Consider the following 18,089-nt stretch of genomic DNA (forward strand, 5'->3'; position numbering starts at 1 on the left):
CGCAGTCGGTCACCAGCAGTTCGGCGGGATCGGCTTTTTCTGCTTCCGCGAAGCCATGGATGGTGCCGTTGCGTTGCCGGTGCTCCCCGAGCGCCTCGAGATCGAGTCCACTCTTGTTGTAAAGGCCGCCGTCCACTTCAAGAATCCCAATGATCTTGTAGCCCGCTTCCGCCATGAGCTTGGCGGCGTTGGAACCGACGTTGCCGAAACCTTGCACAATCACGCGCGTGGACTCGCGATTCAGTCCCAGTTTCCGGATGGCTTCCTCGCAGACAATCATGATGCCGCGTCCGGTGGCTTCGCGGCGGCCGCGCGATCCGCCGATGTTCAGCGGCTTGCCGGTCACCACCGCCGTCACCGTCTGCCGCATGTGCATGGAGTAGGTGTCCATCATCCACGCCATAACTTGTTCGTTGGTGTTGATGTCAGGGGCGGGTACATCTTTCTCTGGACCGATGAACTCGATTAGTTCGGCGGTGTAGCGGCGGGTCATGCGCTCCAACTCGCCCATGGACATCTTATGAGGGTCGCAAATGACCCCGCCCTTGGCGCCGCCGAAGGGAATGTTCACCACGGCGCACTTCCACGTCATCCAGCTTGCCAGGGCGCGAACTTCGTCAAGGTTGACGTCGGGACCGTAGCGAATCCCGCCCTTGCCCGGACCGCGCACGACCGAATGCTGCACGCGAAATCCGGTGAACACTTCCAGGCTGCCATTGTCCATCTGCACCGGGATGTGAACGATGATCTCGCGATTGGGAAGGCTCAAAACCTTCATCAATCCCGGGTCCAGGTTCAGCTTGTGCGCAGCCGTCTCGAAGCGCGCGCGCGCCGCTTCCCAGGGATTGATCTCCTGTTCCATGGTCATGGTGGTCATGGACTGTCTCCGTATCCGCTAAGGAACCTCCGATCAAGTCACCTTCTTTGAAGGGGATGGCCTTCAGGCCGTCCGTAAATGCCTCTGAGGCAATTGGCAACTTGCTTAATCGGAGTTCCCTAATCCGCCGCCCGAGGAATGCGCTCCGGGCAAGCCAGCGAGTATATGAGCGTGTATCGGCGGAAGCAAGGCGCGACGAGAATGGGTAGTGGGTCTGACCCACTACCCGAGAATGGGAAGACGTAGTTATAATATTCGTTATAACTACACGGCGAGGTGCTGCATGGCGGCCACGGCAAAGGGCGATTGTCTCTTCCGCGGAGTGGTCTCGATGACTTCAATGACGTGATCAATGAACGATGCCATCTTGGCCCGTGCTTTCTGCTCGGAAGCCTTCTTCGGTTTGACCGCTGTTGTCGCCATCTGTAGTTTCTTCGTTAGTCGAGTTCCCATCCAGTTTACCCCGGCTTGTCAATTGCCGACAGCCTGAATGGAATTAGATGCGAAACAAGTCGGCCGGGAGATGGAATGCAGGCTCGCTACAAATTGCGTCAGAGTTGGATTTCCATGCCTTCTTGGGCGGCGCGGACCTTGGGGTAGTGGTCGCGGGCCGTCTTGACGATGCTGTCGATACATTCGTCGCTATGGTCGGGATCGTGGTGGAACATGATCAGTTCCTTGGCGCCGCTTTCCATGACGATATTGATCGCCTCGCGCCAGTGGCTATGTCCCCAGCCGCGTCTTTTGGCCTCGTATTCTTCCGGCAGGTACTGCGCGTCGTAGATCAGGACGTCGGCGCCCTCCGCCAGTTTGCGCACGTTCTTGTCGAACACGGGATGGCCGGGCTCGTTGTCGGTGGCGTAAACCAGCGTTCCTTCCTTGGTCTCCATCCGGAACCCGAGGCAGCCCTGCGGATGGTTCAGCCACATGGACTGCACGATGGCATCGTCAAACGCGATCCGGTCCTCTTCGATGTCGTAAAAATTGCGATGCGCCGCCATCTCCGTCATGTCCACCGGAAAGTAGGGATCGGCCATCTGCTCTTCGATGGCGCGCTGCAGGCCGCGGCCGCGGCTGGAGGAATGAAAGAAGAAGTAGTTGTCCTTGCTTTCGTACAGCGGCCCGAAAAACGGGATGCCCTGGATGTGGTCCCAATGGAAATGCGAAATAAAGATGTGCGCGTGGATCGGCTTGCCGGTGAATTCGCCGCTCAGGGATTTGCCGAGATTGCGGAAGCCGGTGCCGCAATCGAACACGTAGACACTGCCGTTGACACGCACCTCGACGCACGAGGTGTTGCCCCCGTAACGCATGTTCTCCGGTTGAGGCGTTGGGGTCGAGCCCCGCACGCCCCAAAACTTGATGTGCATGCGCCTCCGCTGCGCCTGAGCCTCCGGCATGGCACACTGGCATCTTGCCATGGGACTACGCCCCCCGGCTTGCTCCCAGGGGCGAAGCAAACGGGCCAAATGCGCATCAGGGTGGCGCAAGTATAAGCCAAGTCGCACCCTCGGCGCAGAATCGCTCGCCGCGCGAAGGTTCAGGTTCCCAACTGGTAAACCGGCTGGCTTCCGTAGTCGCCAACGTGATCCCCCGGGCGGCTGCCATCCCACGTATAATCACCGTTTTCCCGGCCGATAGCGATCATCGCCGGCGTAACCAGCGCCATGCTACGTCCCGACCTCAAAGAGTTCTTGCGGCTGGCCAAGACCGCCAGCCTGGTGCCGGTGGTGAGGTCGGTCAGTGCCGACCTGCTGACCCCGGTTTCGGCCTTCCTCAGCGTCGCCGAAAAGGAGCCGCACGCGTTTCTGCTGGAGTCGGTGGAAGGCGGCGAGAAGGTGGGACGCTACACCTTCCTGGGCGCGCGGCCGTACATGCGGCTGATCGGGCGCGGCGACGAAGTGGTGCTGGAGCACGGTCGCCGGCGCGAACAACGTAGCGGCGGCGCGCTGCCAGTCCTGCGCGGGCTCTTGCGTCAACATGTGCCCGCTGACGTGCGCGGCCTGCCGCCCTTCACCGCCGGCGCGGTGGGATACTTCGCTTACGACACCGTCCGCAGCCTGGAGCGCCTGCCCGCGCGCGCCCAGGACGACCTGCACGTCCCCGACTGCGTGCTGATGTTCTTCGACCGCCTGCTCGCCTTCGACCACGTGCGCCACCAGATCCACATCATCGCCACCGCCGATGTGACCCGCGAGGACCCGCGCCGGGCCTACGAGCGCGCCGCCCGCGACATTGCGCAACTGGAACGCAAGCTGGCCCGCGGCGTCTCGCGACGAAACTTGGCCGCCACCACCGCCGCGCCGGAGAAGAAGCTCAAGCCGAAGTCCTCGACCACGCGCGCCGAATTCCTGCGCGCCGTGCTTCGCGCCAAGGAATACATCGCCGCCGGCGACGTCTTCCAGGTCGTGCTTTCGCAGCGTCTCGTCCTGGGTCCCGGCGCGCAACCGTTCGACATTTACCGCTCGTTGCGCACCGTGAATCCTTCGCCGTACATGTACTTCCTGCGGCTCGGCGACATGACCGTGCTGGGCTCGTCACCGGAAATGCTGGTGCGCGTGGCCGGCGGCAAGCTCGATTATCGCCCGATTGCGGGCACGCTGCCGCGCGGCGCCGACGAGCAGGAAGACCTTCGCCAGGAAGAGAAGTTGCGCAGCGACGAGAAAGAATGCGCCGAGCACGTCATGCTGGTGGACCTGGGGCGCAACGACCTAGGCCGTGTCAGCGAGTACGGCTCGGTACGCGTGCGCGAGCTGATGTACGTGGAGCGCTACTCGCACGTTATGCACCTGGTTTCCGCCATCGAGGGAAAACTTCGTTCCGGCCTGGATGCGCTGGACGCCTTCGCCGCCTGCTTTCCCGCGGGCACGCTGACCGGCGCGCCCAAGGTGCGGGCGATGGAGATCATCGAGGAGCTGGAACCGGTGCGCCGCGGCGTCTACGGCGGCTCGGTGCTGTACGCCGATTTTGCCGGCAATCTTGATTCCTGCATCGCCATCCGCACCATGCTGCTGAAGGGACGCAAGGCCTACGTGCAGGCGGGCGCGGGAATCGTGGCGGATTCCGTGCCGGAGCGCGAGTTTGAAGAATCGCTCAACAAAGCGCAGGCGCTGCTGCGAGCGGCGGAGTTGGCGAGCAAATAGTGGCAGTAGTCAGTGACCAGTTACTCGCTCAATGTGCCGAGCTAGGCCGTATCATGAATGGTCTGCTCTCGTCATTGGAGCCGGAGCGAACGCACGAGGAGGCGCTAGCAACTGGCCACTGACCACTGGCCACTGACGACTATGGTTTTTGTTCTCGACAACTACGATTCCTTCACCTACAACCTCGTCCAATATTTGGGTGAAATGGGCCAGGAGGTTGTTGTGCGCCGCAACGATCAAATCGGCGTGAATGAGATTGAGTCTCTCGGCCCCTCCCACATCGTGGTTTCTCCCGGCCCTTGCACGCCGCAGGATGCCGGCATCAGCATCGCGTTGATTCGCCACTTCGCCGGCAAGGTTCCGGTGCTCGGCGTTTGTCTCGGGCACCAGGCGATTGGCGCTGCATTCGGCGGCAAAGTGGTGCGCGCGGGCAAGCTCATGCACGGCAAGACCAGTCAGATCGAGCACGACGGCCGCACCGTTTTCCAAGGCTTGCCGTCTCCCATGCAAGCCACGCGCTATCACTCCCTGGTCGTCTGCGCGGAGGGCCTGCCTCGCGAGCTGGAAATCAGCGCCCACACCGTAGACCAGGATGGGAGCAGGGTGATCATGGGATTGCGCCACCTGGGCTGTCCTGTCGAGGGCGTCCAGTTCCATCCGGAAAGCGTGCTCACCCCCAACGGCCGGCAGTTGCTGCGCAATTTCCTCCATCTTTGATCCTGCTCCACCTGCGAATCCTGCCGCTGCCTTCGCCAAAACCAAATCTGGAACACACTCTTTTTCTCTTTTTGGTCCTTGAAAGCTTTCTCACCTGCGCGAAATGCTTGACAGACTCACTGCCGAAAGAGATGCTTACGCTCACCGGAGGGTACCCATGGCTCAATCCCAAAGGGAACAGCGTTCAACCAGGCGTTTCTCCCTGCGGCTTCCAGTGACGGTGAAGTTCAGCGATGGTAGTGCGGAGCAAACCGCTCACACCCGCGACGTCAGCGCCCGCGGTATCTGTTTTTACATGGATTCCACGGTCACCGAAGGGTCGGAGATCGAGTTCACCCTCACCTTGCCTCCGGAGATCACATTGACGGAAAGCATCCGCGTGCACTGCAAGGGCAAAGTAGTGCGCGTGGAAACGCAGGCGCCCGGTGGCCGCGTCGGCATCGCGGCCGTGATCGAGCGCTACGAGTTTCTCGCCGAACCGTAGTTCCCGGCGTAATCCATACCTGCGAGTCGATACTGGGTCGTGGTGTTGTTCCGGTCGTTCAGCATCAACTTTCACTTCTCGGCGCGCCCAATTACCATAGCGGCGATGCCCTCCCGACGCAGACTGCCGGCTCTATGCGCAATCGCGGCGGCCATGCTTGCTTTGGCGGCCGCGCAGAACCAGCCCCAGGAACCGATCGGCGAGATCTTCGCTTCCGACGCCAGCGTCAAAGGCGCGGTGCAACTGGCCGGAGCGGGCATGCAGGTGATGAGTGGCTCGTCCATCGGCGCGGGTCAGGCCGTCGCGCTGTTGCGCCTGACTCGCGGCGGCGACATGCGTGTCTGTCCGCGCACCGATCTCTCCATCAGCAGTTCGCACCGTGGACGCGACCTCATGTTCGGCATGAGTATGGGCGCGATTGAGGCGGAGTATTCCCTGGCCGCTTCCGCCGACGCGATCCTTACCCCCGATTTCCGCATTCTGCTGGCCGGGCCGGGTAAGTTTCACGTCGCGATCGGCGCCGACGCCCACGGCAATACCTGCGTGCGTGCCTTGGCCGGCAACACCGCGTCGGTGATCGTTTCCGAACTGATGGGCGACGGCACCTACCAGGTGAAGCCCGAGGAACAGGTCGTATTTCACAACGGCAAAGTGGCCAGTCCCGACCGCGTCGTCGGCGAATGCGGCTGTCCTGCTCCGCCGGCGGTGATGCGCGCCGCTGAGGTTCCGCGGCCCCCCGATACTGCCGGGTTCGCCAAGAACCTTCCCCCGTCGCTTGCCATGCCGTTGGACGCGCCGCCACCGCCGTCGGCCGCCAACGAGGTGCACGTTCAGGTGGACGCGCCGTTTGTGTTCAGCGCCAACGAACCCGAACCAACGCCGCTGGCATTAGTCGCGCAGTTAAAGGTCAGCTCCGCGCCGCCACCCTGGGCGTTGATTCCGCAGCCGCCCCCCCCACCCGAACTGCGCCCCCCAGCGCCATCGCCTCCCACGCCAGCCGCGGTGCAAGCGACGGCGCCGAAGCGGAAGTTCTTCGGCAAAATTCGCGCATTTTTCGCCTCGATATTCCGCTAAGCCGGGCGTCCCACTTTGGCGGCTGGGCGGGCACGAGAGACAAAAAATTGAAACCATTACAGCCGGTTCCGGTCTATACTTTTGTAGGCACAAGTATGTCTGCACGGGCGAGACAAACCCCGGGAAATGATCCGGCGGGAGCTGCGTCGCATGACTTTATGCCCGCTCTGTTCGGGCTGGAGTACTCGACCTACGGCACCAAGCCGAAGAACTTCCTCTACTCGTTTCTCCTGCACAGCCTGCTGGCCGCCCTGCTGATTGCCTCGACATCATTTGTGTTCAGCCATCAACAGGAAATCAAGGCCACGGTAACCGGCGTTGTCACCGACATCAGTCCCTACATCCTGCCGCCCGCCAAGGACCAGGCCGGCGGAGGTGGCGGCGGCGGCGATCGCGACAAGCTGGCCGCTTCCAAGGGCGCGCCTCCGAAGTTTTCGCGCGAACAGTTCACACCCCCGGCTATTGTTATCCGCAATCCCAATCCCAAGCTGGTGATGGATCCGACCGTGGTCGGTCCTCCCGACCTGAAGCTGGCCACCGGCCAGATTGGCGATCCCATGTCGAAGATCCTCGATCCGGCCTCCAACGGTACAGGTAGCGGCGGAGGCATCGGCAGCGGTAGCGGCGGCGGCGTTGGTTCCGGGCGCGGCCCCGGCGTCGGCCCCGGATGGGGTGGCGGCATTGGCGGCGGTCCCTATCGCGTGGGGGGCGGCGTGAGCGCGCCACGGGTCCTCTTCCAGCCCGATCCCGAGTATTCGGAGGAAGCGCGCAAGGCGAAGTACCAGGGCACGGTGGTGTTGTGGGTGGTAGTGGGAGCGGACGGCCGGCCACATGATATCCGCGTGCAGCGCACCCTCGGCATGGGCCTGGACGAAAAGGCGATGGAGGCGGTCCGGACATGGAAGTTTGAGCCGGCTCGCCTCAACGGTCAACCGGTGGCGGTGCAGATCAACGTGGAAGTGAATTTCCGCCTGTACTAGTTCGACTCCAGATCAAAACAAGCGCGGGTTTCGGCCCGCGCTTGTTGTTTTGGAGTGTGCCCTTCGCCCCGTCTACCGGTTATTCCGTCTCTCATCGGCACTGATTCGCCGACAGACCGGTACTGTCCTAATTTGATTCTCCACAGCGAGCAACTTCAACCGAGCCGTGGCCTAGAACTTTCTGCGCTTCGATTCCGGCCGCCCACCTTGCATTGCAGGAACAGAAGTGGGCAGTTCTCTTCTAGGCTTCTTGAGTATTTTGTCCGCGCGACCGTCAATCAGCTTGCCGAGCATCTCCTTCGCTTCGATGATTTCATCGCGTATCGCTTTCCGATCGTCGCCCGTATCCCCTGCTGGCATGTGTGGTTTCACAAGTTACTCCTCGCAACTCTAGCATGAATGTCAATGGATACCTTCCGCGCAAAGTGGCTAGAGCGGAGTTAGGACACTACCGACAGACCGATAGACTTGCGAAAAACAACTATTTCTTCATGACTTTCGCGAACGGCGCGACCTTTTCTTTCGCCGTGTTGGCCCACTCCTTGGCGTTGCCGGCCCATTCCGAGCCTTTCTCGATTACATCGCCGGCCTGCTCCTGCCAATCCTCCAAGACCTCCTTGGCATCTTCGTACCGGCGGCGCAGTTCGCGCCGCATCTGCTTACCGGACTTGGGGGAAAACAGCAGCGCGGCCAGCGCACCCGCTCCCAACCCGATAAACAGGAAGGTGATGGCGAGCCCTACCGCGCTACGGTCCGAAGCCTGATACTCACCGGAACGTTCGTGATCCGTCATTGGCACCTCTCTCTTCTTGAAATCTCAGCGGCTGCGCAAGCGATGATTTTAGCTCGCCCGGCGCTTCTGCGTGGAGAATTCCCAAGCTCCGCCGCGCTACGGTACAATCAAATGTTTGCCGCGCGAGGGCTGAGGCCCATGATGGCCAGCCGGCGCTCCTGCCGCCGGTTTCCGCCTTCACAACACGGGAGATCCGAAGGAGAACCTATCAGCATGGCGATTCCAGCCACCCAACTGCGTCCGGGCATGGTCATCAAGCACAACAACGACCTGCATGGCGTGTTCAGCGTCGAGCACCGCACCCCCGGCAATCTGCGCGCTTTTATTCAGGCCAAGCTCCGCAACCTGCGCACCGGCGCCATGTTCGAACACCGCTTTCGCTCCGGCGACGCCATCGAGAAGGTCACGGTGGACGAAGTCCAGATGGAATACCTCTACAACGACGGCGACAGCTACTACTTCATGAACATCGAGAATTACGAGCAGACGCACCTTTCGAAAGAGATTCTCGGCGACGCGGTGGACTACCTGATTCCCAATCTGCAGATCCAGGTCGAATTCTTCGACGGCAAGGCGGTGGGCGTGGAGCTGCCGCAGACGGTGGAGTTGACCGTGGTGGAAACCGAGCCCGGCCTGAAAAGCGCCAGCGCCACCAACGTCACCAAGGCGGCGAAAACCGAAACCGGCCTGATCGTGCAAGTGCCGCCGTTCATCAATGAGGGCGAGAAGATCCGCGTGGACACCAGCGAGGGAGCGTATTTGTCGAGGGCATGAAAGTGATCGGTTGTCGGTGATCGGTTTTCGGTGCTCCCAATGCGCTGTTAATGCCCGGACGCAGCGACAACCGTCAACCGTGAGCCGACGACCTTCATTCTGAGATACACCCGCGTTCAGCGATGGCATCGCAGACCAAGCCGCAACTTCATACCCGCCGCTACATGGTTCGCGGGCGGGTCCAGGGGGTGGGGTTCCGCTGGTTTGTCGAGCGCGAGGCGCACATCCAGGGCATCCACGGCTGGGTGCGCAACACCTTCGACGGCAGCGTGGAAGTGCTCGCCACCGGGACGCGCGACCAGCTTTCCAGCCTGCGCCGCAAGCTGCAGCAGGGCCCGCGGGCGGCGCGCGTGGACCAGGTCGAGGAGTCCGAAGCCCTCCCCGTCGAGGGGTTGAATACATTCCGCATCGAAGGAGCCTGGTGACCATGCCGCAACCAGAGCCGTCGCCGTCCAATTGCGATTTCCTGAAGCGGTTGATCCGTGAAGTCCCCGACTTCCCCAAGCCGGGTGTCCTGTTTTACGACATCACCACCCTGCTGAAGGACAAGCTCGGCTTCGCCAAGCTGGTGGACAGCCTCGGCCAGTGCTACATCGGCCGGCGCGTGGACCTGGTGCTGGGCATCGAAGCCCGCGGCTTCATCTTCGGACCGGCTCTCGCCTATCGCCTCAATGCCGGCTTCGTTCCCGTGCGCAAACCGAAAAAGCTGCCCGCCGCGACTGCCAAATGGACCTACGACCTGGAGTACGGCAGCGACACGCTGGAAGTCCACCAGGACGCCATTCAGCCGGGACAGAGCGTGATGATCGTGGATGACCTGCTGGCCACCGGCGGCACCGCGCTGGCCACCACCAAACTGGTGGAATCGCTTGGCGGCAAGGTCGACAGCCTGGCCTTTATCGTCGAGCTGGATTTCCTCAAGGGGCGAGAGAAGCTGGCCGGCTACGAAGTGGTTTCGCTGCTGCACTACGACAAGTAGCCGTTTACAACGCTGTTACTCCTGAATATAGTAGCCGCACCCCATCCTCCCGGGGGACAGGTGAACGTGGATTCAGGCACTGCATCGGCTACACAGGACCAGAAGACAATCAAGCAGCTCTCGGCGCTGTTCGAAGCCACGCGCCTGCTGAATTCCACCCTCGACCTGGCCGAACTGCTCGAACTCATCCTGCGCATTGCCCGCGAAGAGGTTTACGCCGACCGCGGCACCGTCTTCCTGGTGGACAAGGAGCGCCAACAAATCTGGTCCATCGTGGCTACCGGCCTGGGGAAAGAAGAGATCCGCCTGCCCTTCGGCACCGGCGTGGCAGGTACGGTCGCGGCTAGCGGGAATCCGATCAACGTTGAAGACGCCTACAAACTGGCCTTCTTCGATCCCAGCACCGACCAGAAAACGGGCTACAAAACCAAGTCGCTGCTCTGCCTGCCCATTCGCCACAAGGGCGGAGAAATCGTCGGCGTCATTCAACTGTTGAACCAGAAGGTCACGGGCAAATTCACCGCCGAAGACCAGGACTTCATGGAGAAACTTTCCGGGCACATGGCGATGGCCCTGGAAAACGCCCGCCTGCACCGCACCGCGCTGGAAAAGCAGCGCATGGAGCGCGAGCTGGAAATGGCGCGCGGAATCCAGCGCAGCCTGCTGCCCGAGGCGCCGCCGGTGATCCCTGGCTACGAGCTTGCCGTCTCCAACACCCCGTGCTTCGAGGTCGGCGGCGATTATTATGACTTTCTCAGCCTCGGCCCGCAGACGCTGCTGCTGGTCATCGCCGACGTGGAAGGCAAGGGCGTCTCCTCGGCGCTGGTCATGTCCAACCTGCAGGCCACGCTGCGCGCCCTGGTCACGCACCTTCATTCCCTGGAAGTGCTGGCGCTGTCGTTGAACGAGATGATCTGCAACGACACCAAGTCCAAGAAGTTTCTCAGCATCTTCCTCGGCCTGCTCGATACCCGACGCAACGGCCTGCACTACATCAATGCCGGGCACGTTCCGCCGGTGATCGTCAACGGCGAGACCGGCGAGTACCAGTTGCTGCAGGCGGGCGGCACCGTCGTCGGCCTATTCCCCGATTCGGAGTACGCGCGCGGCTCGGCCAAGCTCAAGCCGGGCGACATCCTGGTGCTGTGCACCGACGGCATCACCGAACCCTGCAACCTCGAGGAAGAGGAATTTGGCAGCGAGCGTATGGCCGACTGCGTCTCACGCCACCGCCATCTGCCCGCCGAGGGGATTGTCAACGCAGTGCTCCGCGAGGTTTACGAGTTCTCCCTCGGCGGCGTCCATACCGACGACCGGGTCCTGATGGTGCTGAAGGTCACCGAAGGCGGGATCGACAGCTCGGCCTTGCGCCCCCAGTAAGAATTGATGTGGCGGGGGCGCCCTCGCCCGCGTCCCTCTTCGCGCAAAGATGTCGATCCTAGTGTCCTGTCTCAAAAATTCGTTGCCTAAATATTTCCTTGTCTTGCCTAAATATTTCCTTGTCTTGAAGGGGCTCGGCTTCAGCCGAGCCGTAAGGGCCCAGCAAAACTGCGGCTTTAGCCGCTGAGGCGATCTCTTCCACTACGCTACGCGCCTCAAGAATCGGGAAACACATTTTCGATTCACCACACTAGACTTCGCGCACGATCAGTTTCGCGTCCTTGGCGAGATATCCTTTCCGCCGAAACCAATCTTCCATCGCGGTTTTCAGCCGCTCGAGCGGTACGCGCGCGCCGATTTCGATCACGCCATCGCCGGTGGGCAGAGTGTCGTCGAAGACCTGGTCGTTGGTGAAGTTGCGCATGGCAAAGCTGTCCAGCCACTTCAGCGGCACCCGCTGCCGCTGGCCGTCAGCTTCGTACTCGACGCGAACTTTTCTCGAAAACATGCGGCTGGTGTCTGGATGTTAGTGTAAATCGCGCTGCAGGAAGAAGAATTTGGCGGCCGATTCCAAATTGGGACAGGAATGCGCCCGCGGCGTAGATGGTCGCTCTTACTGAGCCTGTCATCGCGCGCTCTCGATGGTATAGTACCGCCGACAATCCCAAATTCTCGATCACACCGGCCCGCGGGACATAGTGATCTCATCTTTAGCGGCGCAGATTCTTTTTGGATGCTGCGCTGGCATTAGGGGCCTTCCTCGATTTCCCGGCGTCGGACGATCCGATCCAGTCAAACAGGAGGAAACGAACTTATGAAATCTTACGCAAAACACCCATCATCTTTCGGTTTCGCTGTTGCGATATTTGTATGTGCTACCTTGCTGGCGGCGCAATCCGCTCCGGCGCAGGATATTTCCTTTCGCAGTTTTAGTGGCTGGGCGGCAATCGGCCCTCCGGCGGATGAATATGCCGCCAAGCTAGCAAGCATCTCGAACACCGCTCTCGGCAAGGACGGACAGGTTAAATTCACCAAGTACGTGCCCACCCCAGCGGTTCCCAAAGAGTTCAAGAATATTGTGGACGCCGTCTCCGCAGGCGGACCCCTGGCGGGCGGAACTGGGTTTGACGCTGCCTATGTTTCCGGCGGGGACCTCAGCCCGGCATGGGGGTTTATTTACAATTCGGGTGTTCCCTTCGGCCCCAACTTCGATGAGTTCATGGGCTTTCTCTATGGCAAGTCAGTCGACGACGGGGCCGCGACCGGACTCGACCTGCTCCAGCAAATACTGGATAAAAGCGGCAAGAACATTGTCGCGTTTCCCATTGTCGCAAGCAGTCAGCAGGGCTCCGGCTACTTCATGCTGCCGGTGGGCAATGTCGGATCGAAGCCCGGCATCGGCCTGGCCGGATTGTGCCAGCAGAACTGGACATTCCGATACCTGCCACCGGCTCAGTACGTGATCGATCGCTCGTGCGACAACCTGGTCGCTGGGGGCGTGATTCCAAAAAAGAACATCCAGTTTGTCACCGCCATCTCCGGGAACGCGTCTCTGGTCAAGGCCGTGGCCGACGGCCAGCTTCACGCCTACGAAATGGCCACTCCCATCGACGATTTCTCCCAGCTCTTTGGACTTCCCGAAGGGAATCCCGGCACGGTGCGGACCCGGTACATGCACTTTCCCGGCTGGCACCAGCCCTTCCTGATCACCTACATGATCGTCAACAAGAAGGTCTGGAACAAGCTGAGCCCGGCCCAGCAGGCGCTTGCCATGAGCGTTGCTCGCGACCACGTCGTATCGTCGTATGGCGAAAACCTCCGGCAGCAAGGCGCCAAGCTGAAGCAGATTCTGACGGCCAACGACCGTGACACGAATCCCGAGAACGATATGGTGCTGGTGGAGTGGCCGCAGAGCGACCTGGCGCTGCTCCGGGATGCGACCGTTCAGTTCCTGAACGCTCGCGTCTCCGATGCGAAACTCAGCGAACAAGATCGGAAGGACTACGGCAGGATTCTCGAGTCGCTTCGGATCTATGTCAGTGCCAACAATGGATACTGGAAGATGCGTGAAGTACCCACCGCCCTTCGGTTCCAAGGCTGGTACGGTCCTGACGGCAAGAAGAGCTGGGATCAGAGCATGAAGTAAACCCCGGCAGGCGGCCGTCGCCAGAACGGCCGCCGCTGTTCAGTATTCGACGCGGATCTTTCTGGAAAACATAGCGTTTTACTGCACACCGGCCATTTGCCAGGAGAAAGACCGAATCCGGGCCAGGCGCTCGAAGTCCCGCGGATTCGCCGTCACCACCGTGATCCCCAGCCGCCTGCTGCTGATCGCAATCAGCGTGTCGTTGGTAAGGCGGCCACGGCCAATTGCCTCATAGCCAAACTTCGACCCAAATTCGGACAGCATCTTCCCGGCCTTCGTGCAGTCGTCGAGGGTTGGAATGACGATCCTTCCGAGACGCTGGAAGTCGCGCTCCAATCGTTCCACCGGACGCCGCTCTCGCTCCGATGCGCCCGCTAGGAGCTCTTCCAGAACCACTGCGCTCAGCCACACCGGAACCCCCGCCTGCAGGAACCGCGCGCTCAGGACTCTATCGCCCTTGGCGCGAAGGTCGTGGATGTACACCGAAGTGTCGAACAAGATCGGCTGCATTACGGCTCGCGCACGCCGTAGGCATCCTTGATTTCGACTCCACTCTTCAGGAACCGCGCGTGGGCCGCCTGAGCGAGTCGATTCGCCTCGTGTTCGGAGAGGACCAGATCGAGGGCGCGCTCGATGGCCTCGGTTTCGGTGCTGGCGCCAAGCGCCCGCTGGGCACGGCGAATCTTGGACGAGTCGAGCCGGAAATGCTTGTGCGCTCGTTCCGCTGTCATGCTTCTCCCCACGGTCAGGATACCACGACGATGTGCATAGAATTGGTATTCGTGAACACGACCGGAAAACCTCTTACCTCGAAAATTCGCCGAATTGAATCACGGCGAACTCCAGAAGCTGGAGATCACGGAAACCGGTGGCGGATTTGTATCGGCAACACTCATGATTCGGGTGCCTGCGGCAGAACTCGAAAAGGCGCTCGCCGAACTTAAGAAGCTGGCGGTGCGAACTGAACGCGAACAGGTCAGCACTCGCGATGTCACGCGTGAGTTCTATGACAACGAAGCGCACATCCGCAACCTTCGCGCCGAAGAGCAACAGTACCTCGCGATCATGAAGCAGGCGCACACCGTCAAAGACACGCTGGAGGTATCGCAGAAGCTGAGCGATGTACGCGACCGGATCGAGCGTCTGCAGGCGCAGATTCAGCTCATGACCCACGATATCGAAATGTCGGCAATCGCCATCGTGCTGATGCAGGACGCGCGCGTATTCGGCATGCGCTGGCGTCCGCTGTACAGCGCCAAGACCGCCGTGCGCGAGTTGCTGGTGGGACTTGGAGAGTGGATGGATTGGGTCGTGGCCATGCTCATTAAGCTGCCCTTGATCGTCTTGTGGGTTGTGACGGTCGGAATAATCTTGTGGGTCGTCTGGAAGATCGGTCGACGCGTCTGGCTGCGGTTCCTAAAACCGAAACCGGTCGCGCAAGCGCAATAATCAACCGGTGCGAAAGTCCAGCCACTTCACCGGCACGGCCAATAACCTGACCACGCAAGCCCAGCGGGGCGATTGAGGGTAGCCCGCCGCTTCAGCGGCGGGAGATCGTGGGCAAAATCTCCCAGCCGCGCAAGCGCAATAATCAACCGGTGCGCAAAGTCCAGCCACTTCACCGGCACGGCCAATAACCTGACCACGCAAGCCCCAGCGGGGCGATTGAGAGTAGCCCGCCACTTCAGTGGCGGGGCAAAGTGGGAAAGATCTTTCAGTGCCGTAGGCACGACTGAAGTTCTCACCCAGACGCTCTGGGGAACGTCTGATCGAGTCACCTTCTGTGAAGGGGGACGGCCTTCAGGCCGTCCGTAATACCGCAAAAAGGGTACGGCTTTAGCCGCTGAGGGACTGTCTGCGTGAGAACTCGTCTGGCAAGATTGCCGGTGGTACTGAACTTAGAGGGTTGCTGGTCATTTTTCGTCTCCTACGTAACCGCGACCTGGCAGCCCCAGCCCGCGACCTGGCAGCCCCAGCGGGGCGATTGAGAGTAGCCCGCCACTTCAGTGGCGGGGCAAAGTGGGAAGGATCTTTCAGTGCCGTAGGCACGACTGAAGTTCTCACGCACACGCTCTGGGGAACGTCTGATCAAGTCACCTTCTTTGAAGGGGACAGCCTTCAGGCCGTCCGTAAATACCGCAAAAAAGAGTACGGCTTTACAGATGCTGAAAAACTCGATCTGTGTCAGGGCATGACTTCAGTCGTGCCGCAAACTGCGACCTGAGTTGTTGTCATTCCGAGCCGCACCGAATGAGCGTCGCGAGGAAGGCGCGGCGAGGAATCTGCTTTCACACTTTTTCCGCTGCCTGTCCAGCCGCTGAGGGACTGGCCCACCGCTACACTGTTTCCCAAACCCCAGTAGCGGATTTACAGAAGCTCTACCCTGGATTTGTAGGCCCCGGCGCCCTCGCAGGCCCCAGCGCGGCGATGGTGCAATAACCTGACCCCGCAAGCCCCAGCGGGGCGATTGAGGGTAGCCCGCCGCTTCAGCGGCGGGAGATCGTGGGCAAAATCTCCCAGTGCCGTAGGCACGATTGAAGTACTTACGCAGACCCCCTAGGCCCGCGAAGCCTCTGACGAACTGGCTCGCGGCTACCCCACTGATGGGCGCGGGCGCCCTCGCCCGCGTCCACGCAAGCCCCAGCGGGGCGATTGAGGGTAGCCCGCCGCTTCAGCGGCGGGAGAATCTGATGGGCGCGGGCGCCCTCGCCCGCGTCCACGCAAGCCCCAGCGGGGCGATTGAGAGTAGCCCGCCGCTTCAGCGGCGGGAGATCGTGGGCAAAATCTCCCAGTGCCGTAGGCACGATTGAAGAACTTACGCAGACCCCCTAGGCCCGCGAAGCCTCTGACGAACTGGCTCGCGGCTACCCCACTGATGGGCGCGGGCGCCCTCGCCCGCGTCCCCCATTTCGGAGGGGCACAGCTTCAGCCGTGCCGTTGAGGCTGGCAAAGTTCCTCCGGCTTCAGCCGCCGAGGGACTCGTTGTGGCTGTTCGGCGTTCGCTAATCGCCAATTGCTATGACACAGTAGTATTAATGGCTAGTTGCTGGCCACTAGCCACTACCCACGTGCCTCGCTGTGACGATCAACTCCGCATCTTCCCAAGATATCCCTTCCGCCGAAACCAGTCTTCCATCGCGGTCTTCAGCCGGTCGAGCGGCACGCGTACCCCGATTTCAATCACTCCATCGCACGTGGCCAGGGTGTCGTCCAAAAACCTGCGCCGTTGGTGAAGTTGCGCATGGCAAAGCTGTCCAGCCACTTCAGCGGTGCTCTGGGGGCTCTCGTACTTCTTCTGACGCCGCCTGCAGGCCACGCCGGCGAGCGCCTGACCGCGCAGCTCCGGCTGATTAGGTCGTAGGAGAAACCTGGGGACAGATCGGGACGTTCACCGGTTTTTGCGAATTAGAACTCGGGGTGCGTCCCTTCTGTCCCCAGATTTCCTATTCTTCCCTATTGGCTTTGGAAACCTGCTTCTCGGCGCTGGAATCGATCGAAAAATCGTAATCGCCCGAATGGATTTTTTTTTGTGCCTTCTTGAAGAAGCGTTCAGGTGCGGTGAGACTCGTCGAACGTGCCACATCAAGGCGGCTCATGAGATCGTCGAACTCGTTTCGGAAGTCTTCGAATCCGCCCAGGGCGGTGACGCGCCACGCTTGACGAAACCGATCCTGAAGAATTTTTGCTTGGCGCGCGTGCTTCGCCACGGTATCAAGGCTTACATCGAAGTCCAAAGCCTTGTAGACGGCTGGCACAATACCAGCCAACAAGGCACATACACCCGTGAGCCATTCAAACCCTGATTGCTTCTTCAGGAGAGGCCACGTCGCCACAGCGGCAAGAATAATGGGCGCAACAACGAAGACGGCTTTCCACAACCGAAGGCGCTTCAACCACTCGAAGAGTGTTGTGGACGTATAGAGGCAGGATTCCTCTAGGCGCTTGCACTCGTCGATCAGGTTCCGAGTGCGCTCGTCCATCACACCGTCCACAGGATCTTGGGTTCCAAAATTTGCCGCCATTCCTCTCCCACGACACCCACTAGATTCCTCTCCTCGGTTGGCAGAATCGGCAGGGAATGGTTCACCGAAGAAAGTACGCCACCCCGCTAGAGCCTGCGCCTTGTCCTTTTGTTGTGCCAGTCTCCACGCATCTTCCGCACGTCCGTGAAGCCATGTTCCAAGCGCTGCAAGACGACCCTGACTCAGATTCGAGTTTACTGCTGGCGAGTGGCTACCAGCTAGTTGGACTGGGTTTGTGAGTGCCTGCGAGGCGTGGCGCAGGAATTGAGCCAGCAGGAACTCGTAACCATACCTGTATTTCTTGGTGTCCCAGTCAACAATAATGGGAGGGACAATACTCGCTACCAGCAGTTCTGTGTGGAAGGATATCAATGGCATCTTGACATTGCGAAAGTACGCCTTCACCAGCTTGACGCACGGTACAAGCTTCTTGCCGGTACTTGCATTTAGTGCTGAAATCGTTGCCGCGTCGTAGTCGTAATCCGCAGGAACCCACTCACCTGATGCGGTTCCTACAACGTAGCATTCGTGTGGCGTTCCGACGTGGGAATGCGCGCCCGTGCAGTCCACAAAAGCAGGTATCGAGAGTGTCCCGCTTTTAGTTGATATGATCGAAACCAGGATGCGCCAAACGTTCCGGATCCTGGTTACAGCCGTATTTACGGTGCTTCCGGTGTGTCCCGTCATGGGCGGTTTGCGCGCCACGATCCTGGATAACCT

The 18,089-nt window shown here is 60.6% G+C and carries 20 protein-coding genes; 11 read left to right on the forward strand and 9 right to left on the reverse strand.

Annotated features, from left to right (window positions below; all coding sequences use genetic code 11):
* The 3 genes from LAN64_18575 to LAN64_18585 form a co-directional block, all read right to left on the reverse strand.
* On the reverse strand, positions 1–877 hold an 877-nt coding region (locus LAN64_18575; GenBank protein MBZ5569839.1), incomplete at its 3' end, for a Glu/Leu/Phe/Val dehydrogenase.
* 264 nt (positions 878–1,141) lie between these two features.
* The gene (locus LAN64_18580) at positions 1,142–1,300 is read right to left on the reverse strand and encodes a hypothetical protein (protein ID MBZ5569840.1); all 159 of its coding nucleotides are present in this window, start codon (positions 1,298–1,300) and stop codon (positions 1,142–1,144) included.
* Positions 1,301–1,428: 128 nt separating this feature from the next.
* Positions 1,429–2,298: an MBL fold metallo-hydrolase gene (locus LAN64_18585; GenBank protein ID MBZ5569841.1), complete on the reverse strand. Its 870-nt coding sequence runs from the start codon at positions 2,296–2,298 to the stop codon at positions 1,429–1,431.
* 246 nt (positions 2,299–2,544) lie between these two features.
* Between LAN64_18585 and trpE the strand changes: the two genes are divergently transcribed.
* The 5 genes from trpE (at position 2,545) to LAN64_18610 (ending at position 7,275) form a co-directional block, all read left to right on the forward strand.
* The gene (trpE, locus tag LAN64_18590) at positions 2,545–4,020 is read left to right on the forward strand and encodes an anthranilate synthase component I (protein MBZ5569842.1); all 1,476 of its coding nucleotides are present in this window, start codon (positions 2,545–2,547) and stop codon (positions 4,018–4,020) included.
* 141 nt (positions 4,021–4,161) lie between these two features.
* Positions 4,162–4,737, forward strand: a complete 576-nt coding sequence (locus LAN64_18595; GenBank protein ID MBZ5569843.1) for an aminodeoxychorismate/anthranilate synthase component II — start codon at positions 4,162–4,164, stop codon at positions 4,735–4,737.
* A 157-nt stretch (positions 4,738–4,894) separates the two neighbouring features.
* The gene (locus LAN64_18600) at positions 4,895–5,221 is read left to right on the forward strand and encodes a PilZ domain-containing protein (protein MBZ5569844.1); all 327 of its coding nucleotides are present in this window, start codon (positions 4,895–4,897) and stop codon (positions 5,219–5,221) included.
* Between the two features lie 153 nt (positions 5,222–5,374).
* Positions 5,375–6,295 carry a hypothetical protein gene (locus tag LAN64_18605; GenBank protein MBZ5569845.1) on the forward strand — a complete coding sequence of 307 codons (921 nt, stop codon included), beginning with the start codon at positions 5,375–5,377 and terminating at the stop codon, positions 6,293–6,295.
* 95 nt (positions 6,296–6,390) lie between these two features.
* Complete coding sequence (locus LAN64_18610) at positions 6,391–7,275, forward strand: energy transducer TonB (protein ID MBZ5569846.1); 885 nt, start codon at positions 6,391–6,393, stop codon at positions 7,273–7,275.
* 171 nt (positions 7,276–7,446) lie between these two features.
* Here LAN64_18610 and LAN64_18615 read toward each other — a convergent pair whose 3' ends face one another.
* A complete protein-coding gene (locus LAN64_18615) occupies positions 7,447–7,647 on the reverse strand; it encodes a hypothetical protein (GenBank protein MBZ5569847.1) in 201 nt (66 codons plus the stop codon).
* A gap of 109 nt (positions 7,648–7,756) precedes the next feature.
* Positions 7,757–8,068: a YtxH domain-containing protein gene (locus tag LAN64_18620; protein ID MBZ5569848.1), complete on the reverse strand. Its 312-nt coding sequence runs from the start codon at positions 8,066–8,068 to the stop codon at positions 7,757–7,759.
* Between the two features lie 213 nt (positions 8,069–8,281).
* On the opposite strand from LAN64_18620, the gene efp reads away from it, so the two are divergent.
* The 4 genes from efp to LAN64_18640 all read left to right on the forward strand — a co-directional run bounded on the left by efp (position 8,282) and on the right by LAN64_18640 (position 11,201).
* Complete coding sequence (gene efp / locus LAN64_18625) at positions 8,282–8,842, forward strand: elongation factor P (protein ID MBZ5569849.1); 561 nt, start codon at positions 8,282–8,284, stop codon at positions 8,840–8,842.
* 122 nt (positions 8,843–8,964) lie between these two features.
* Positions 8,965–9,267, forward strand: a complete 303-nt coding sequence (locus LAN64_18630) for an acylphosphatase (protein ID MBZ5569850.1) — start codon at positions 8,965–8,967, stop codon at positions 9,265–9,267.
* Between the two features lie 2 nt (positions 9,268–9,269).
* Positions 9,270–9,821, forward strand: coding sequence for an adenine phosphoribosyltransferase (locus LAN64_18635; protein MBZ5569851.1), 552 nt, complete (start codon positions 9,270–9,272; stop codon positions 9,819–9,821).
* 60 nt (positions 9,822–9,881) lie between these two features.
* Positions 9,882–11,201, forward strand: a complete 1,320-nt coding sequence (locus LAN64_18640) for a SpoIIE family protein phosphatase (protein ID MBZ5569852.1) — start codon at positions 9,882–9,884, stop codon at positions 11,199–11,201.
* A 250-nt stretch (positions 11,202–11,451) separates the two neighbouring features.
* Here LAN64_18640 and LAN64_18645 read toward each other — a convergent pair whose 3' ends face one another.
* On the reverse strand, positions 11,452–11,709 hold the full coding sequence (locus LAN64_18645; protein MBZ5569853.1) for a hypothetical protein: 258 nt from the start codon (positions 11,707–11,709) through the stop codon (positions 11,452–11,454).
* Between the two features lie 306 nt (positions 11,710–12,015).
* Here LAN64_18645 and LAN64_18650 point away from each other — a divergent pair, with 306 nt between their 5' ends.
* Positions 12,016–13,347 (forward strand): hypothetical protein, encoded by a 1,332-nt coding sequence (locus LAN64_18650; protein MBZ5569854.1) that lies wholly within the window; start codon positions 12,016–12,018, stop codon positions 13,345–13,347.
* A 78-nt stretch (positions 13,348–13,425) separates the two neighbouring features.
* On the opposite strand, the gene LAN64_18655 is transcribed toward LAN64_18650, so the two are convergent.
* Positions 13,426–13,857 carry a PIN domain-containing protein gene (locus tag LAN64_18655; protein ID MBZ5569855.1) on the reverse strand — a complete coding sequence of 144 codons (432 nt, stop codon included), beginning with the start codon at positions 13,855–13,857 and terminating at the stop codon, positions 13,426–13,428.
* Positions 13,857–14,078, reverse strand: a complete 222-nt coding sequence (locus tag LAN64_18660) for a hypothetical protein (protein MBZ5569856.1) — start codon at positions 14,076–14,078, stop codon at positions 13,857–13,859. Before LAN64_18660 ends, LAN64_18655 begins: the two co-directional genes overlap by 1 nt.
* 94 nt (positions 14,079–14,172) lie before the next feature.
* On the opposite strand from LAN64_18660, the gene LAN64_18665 reads away from it, so the two are divergent.
* Positions 14,173–14,796: a DUF4349 domain-containing protein gene (locus LAN64_18665; GenBank protein MBZ5569857.1), complete on the forward strand. Its 624-nt coding sequence runs from the start codon at positions 14,173–14,175 to the stop codon at positions 14,794–14,796.
* A 1,994-nt stretch (positions 14,797–16,790) separates the two neighbouring features.
* Here the strand turns inward: LAN64_18665 and LAN64_18670 are convergent.
* On the reverse strand, positions 16,791–18,089 hold a 1,299-nt coding region (locus LAN64_18670; protein MBZ5569858.1), incomplete at its 5' end, for a hypothetical protein.

The sequence above is a fragment of the Terriglobia bacterium genome (assembly GCA_020073185.1).
Lineage (GTDB): Bacteria > Acidobacteriota > Terriglobia > Terriglobales > Acidobacteriaceae > JAIQGF01.

What these genes read in the sequence shown, in the direction of transcription:
- LAN64_18580 (MBZ5569840.1), bottom strand. Translation starts at nt 1,300, where the DNA reads ATGGCGACAACAGCGGTCAAACCGAAGAAGGCTTCCGAGCAGAAAGCA.
- LAN64_18585 (MBZ5569841.1), bottom strand. Translation starts at nt 2,298, where the DNA reads ATGGCAAGATGCCAGTGTGCCATGCCGGAGGCTCAGGCGCAGCGGAGG.
- trpE (MBZ5569842.1), top strand. Translation starts at nt 2,545, where the DNA reads ATGCTACGTCCCGACCTCAAAGAGTTCTTGCGGCTGGCCAAGACCGCC.
- LAN64_18595 (MBZ5569843.1), top strand. Translation starts at nt 4,162, where the DNA reads ATGGTTTTTGTTCTCGACAACTACGATTCCTTCACCTACAACCTCGTC.
- LAN64_18600 (MBZ5569844.1), top strand. Translation starts at nt 4,895, where the DNA reads ATGGCTCAATCCCAAAGGGAACAGCGTTCAACCAGGCGTTTCTCCCTG.
- LAN64_18605 (MBZ5569845.1), top strand. Translation starts at nt 5,375, where the DNA reads ATGCTTGCTTTGGCGGCCGCGCAGAACCAGCCCCAGGAACCGATCGGC.
- LAN64_18610 (MBZ5569846.1), top strand. Translation starts at nt 6,391, where the DNA reads ATGTCTGCACGGGCGAGACAAACCCCGGGAAATGATCCGGCGGGAGCT.
- LAN64_18620 (MBZ5569848.1), bottom strand. Translation starts at nt 8,068, where the DNA reads ATGACGGATCACGAACGTTCCGGTGAGTATCAGGCTTCGGACCGTAGC.
- efp (MBZ5569849.1), top strand. Translation starts at nt 8,282, where the DNA reads ATGGCGATTCCAGCCACCCAACTGCGTCCGGGCATGGTCATCAAGCAC.
- LAN64_18630 (MBZ5569850.1), top strand. Translation starts at nt 8,965, where the DNA reads ATGGCATCGCAGACCAAGCCGCAACTTCATACCCGCCGCTACATGGTT.
- LAN64_18635 (MBZ5569851.1), top strand. Translation starts at nt 9,270, where the DNA reads ATGCCGCAACCAGAGCCGTCGCCGTCCAATTGCGATTTCCTGAAGCGG.
- LAN64_18645 (MBZ5569853.1), bottom strand. Translation starts at nt 11,709, where the DNA reads ATGTTTTCGAGAAAAGTTCGCGTCGAGTACGAAGCTGACGGCCAGCGG.
- LAN64_18650 (MBZ5569854.1), top strand. Translation starts at nt 12,016, where the DNA reads ATGAAATCTTACGCAAAACACCCATCATCTTTCGGTTTCGCTGTTGCG.
- LAN64_18655 (MBZ5569855.1), bottom strand. Translation starts at nt 13,857, where the DNA reads ATGCAGCCGATCTTGTTCGACACTTCGGTGTACATCCACGACCTTCGC.
- LAN64_18660 (MBZ5569856.1), bottom strand. Translation starts at nt 14,078, where the DNA reads ATGACAGCGGAACGAGCGCACAAGCATTTCCGGCTCGACTCGTCCAAG.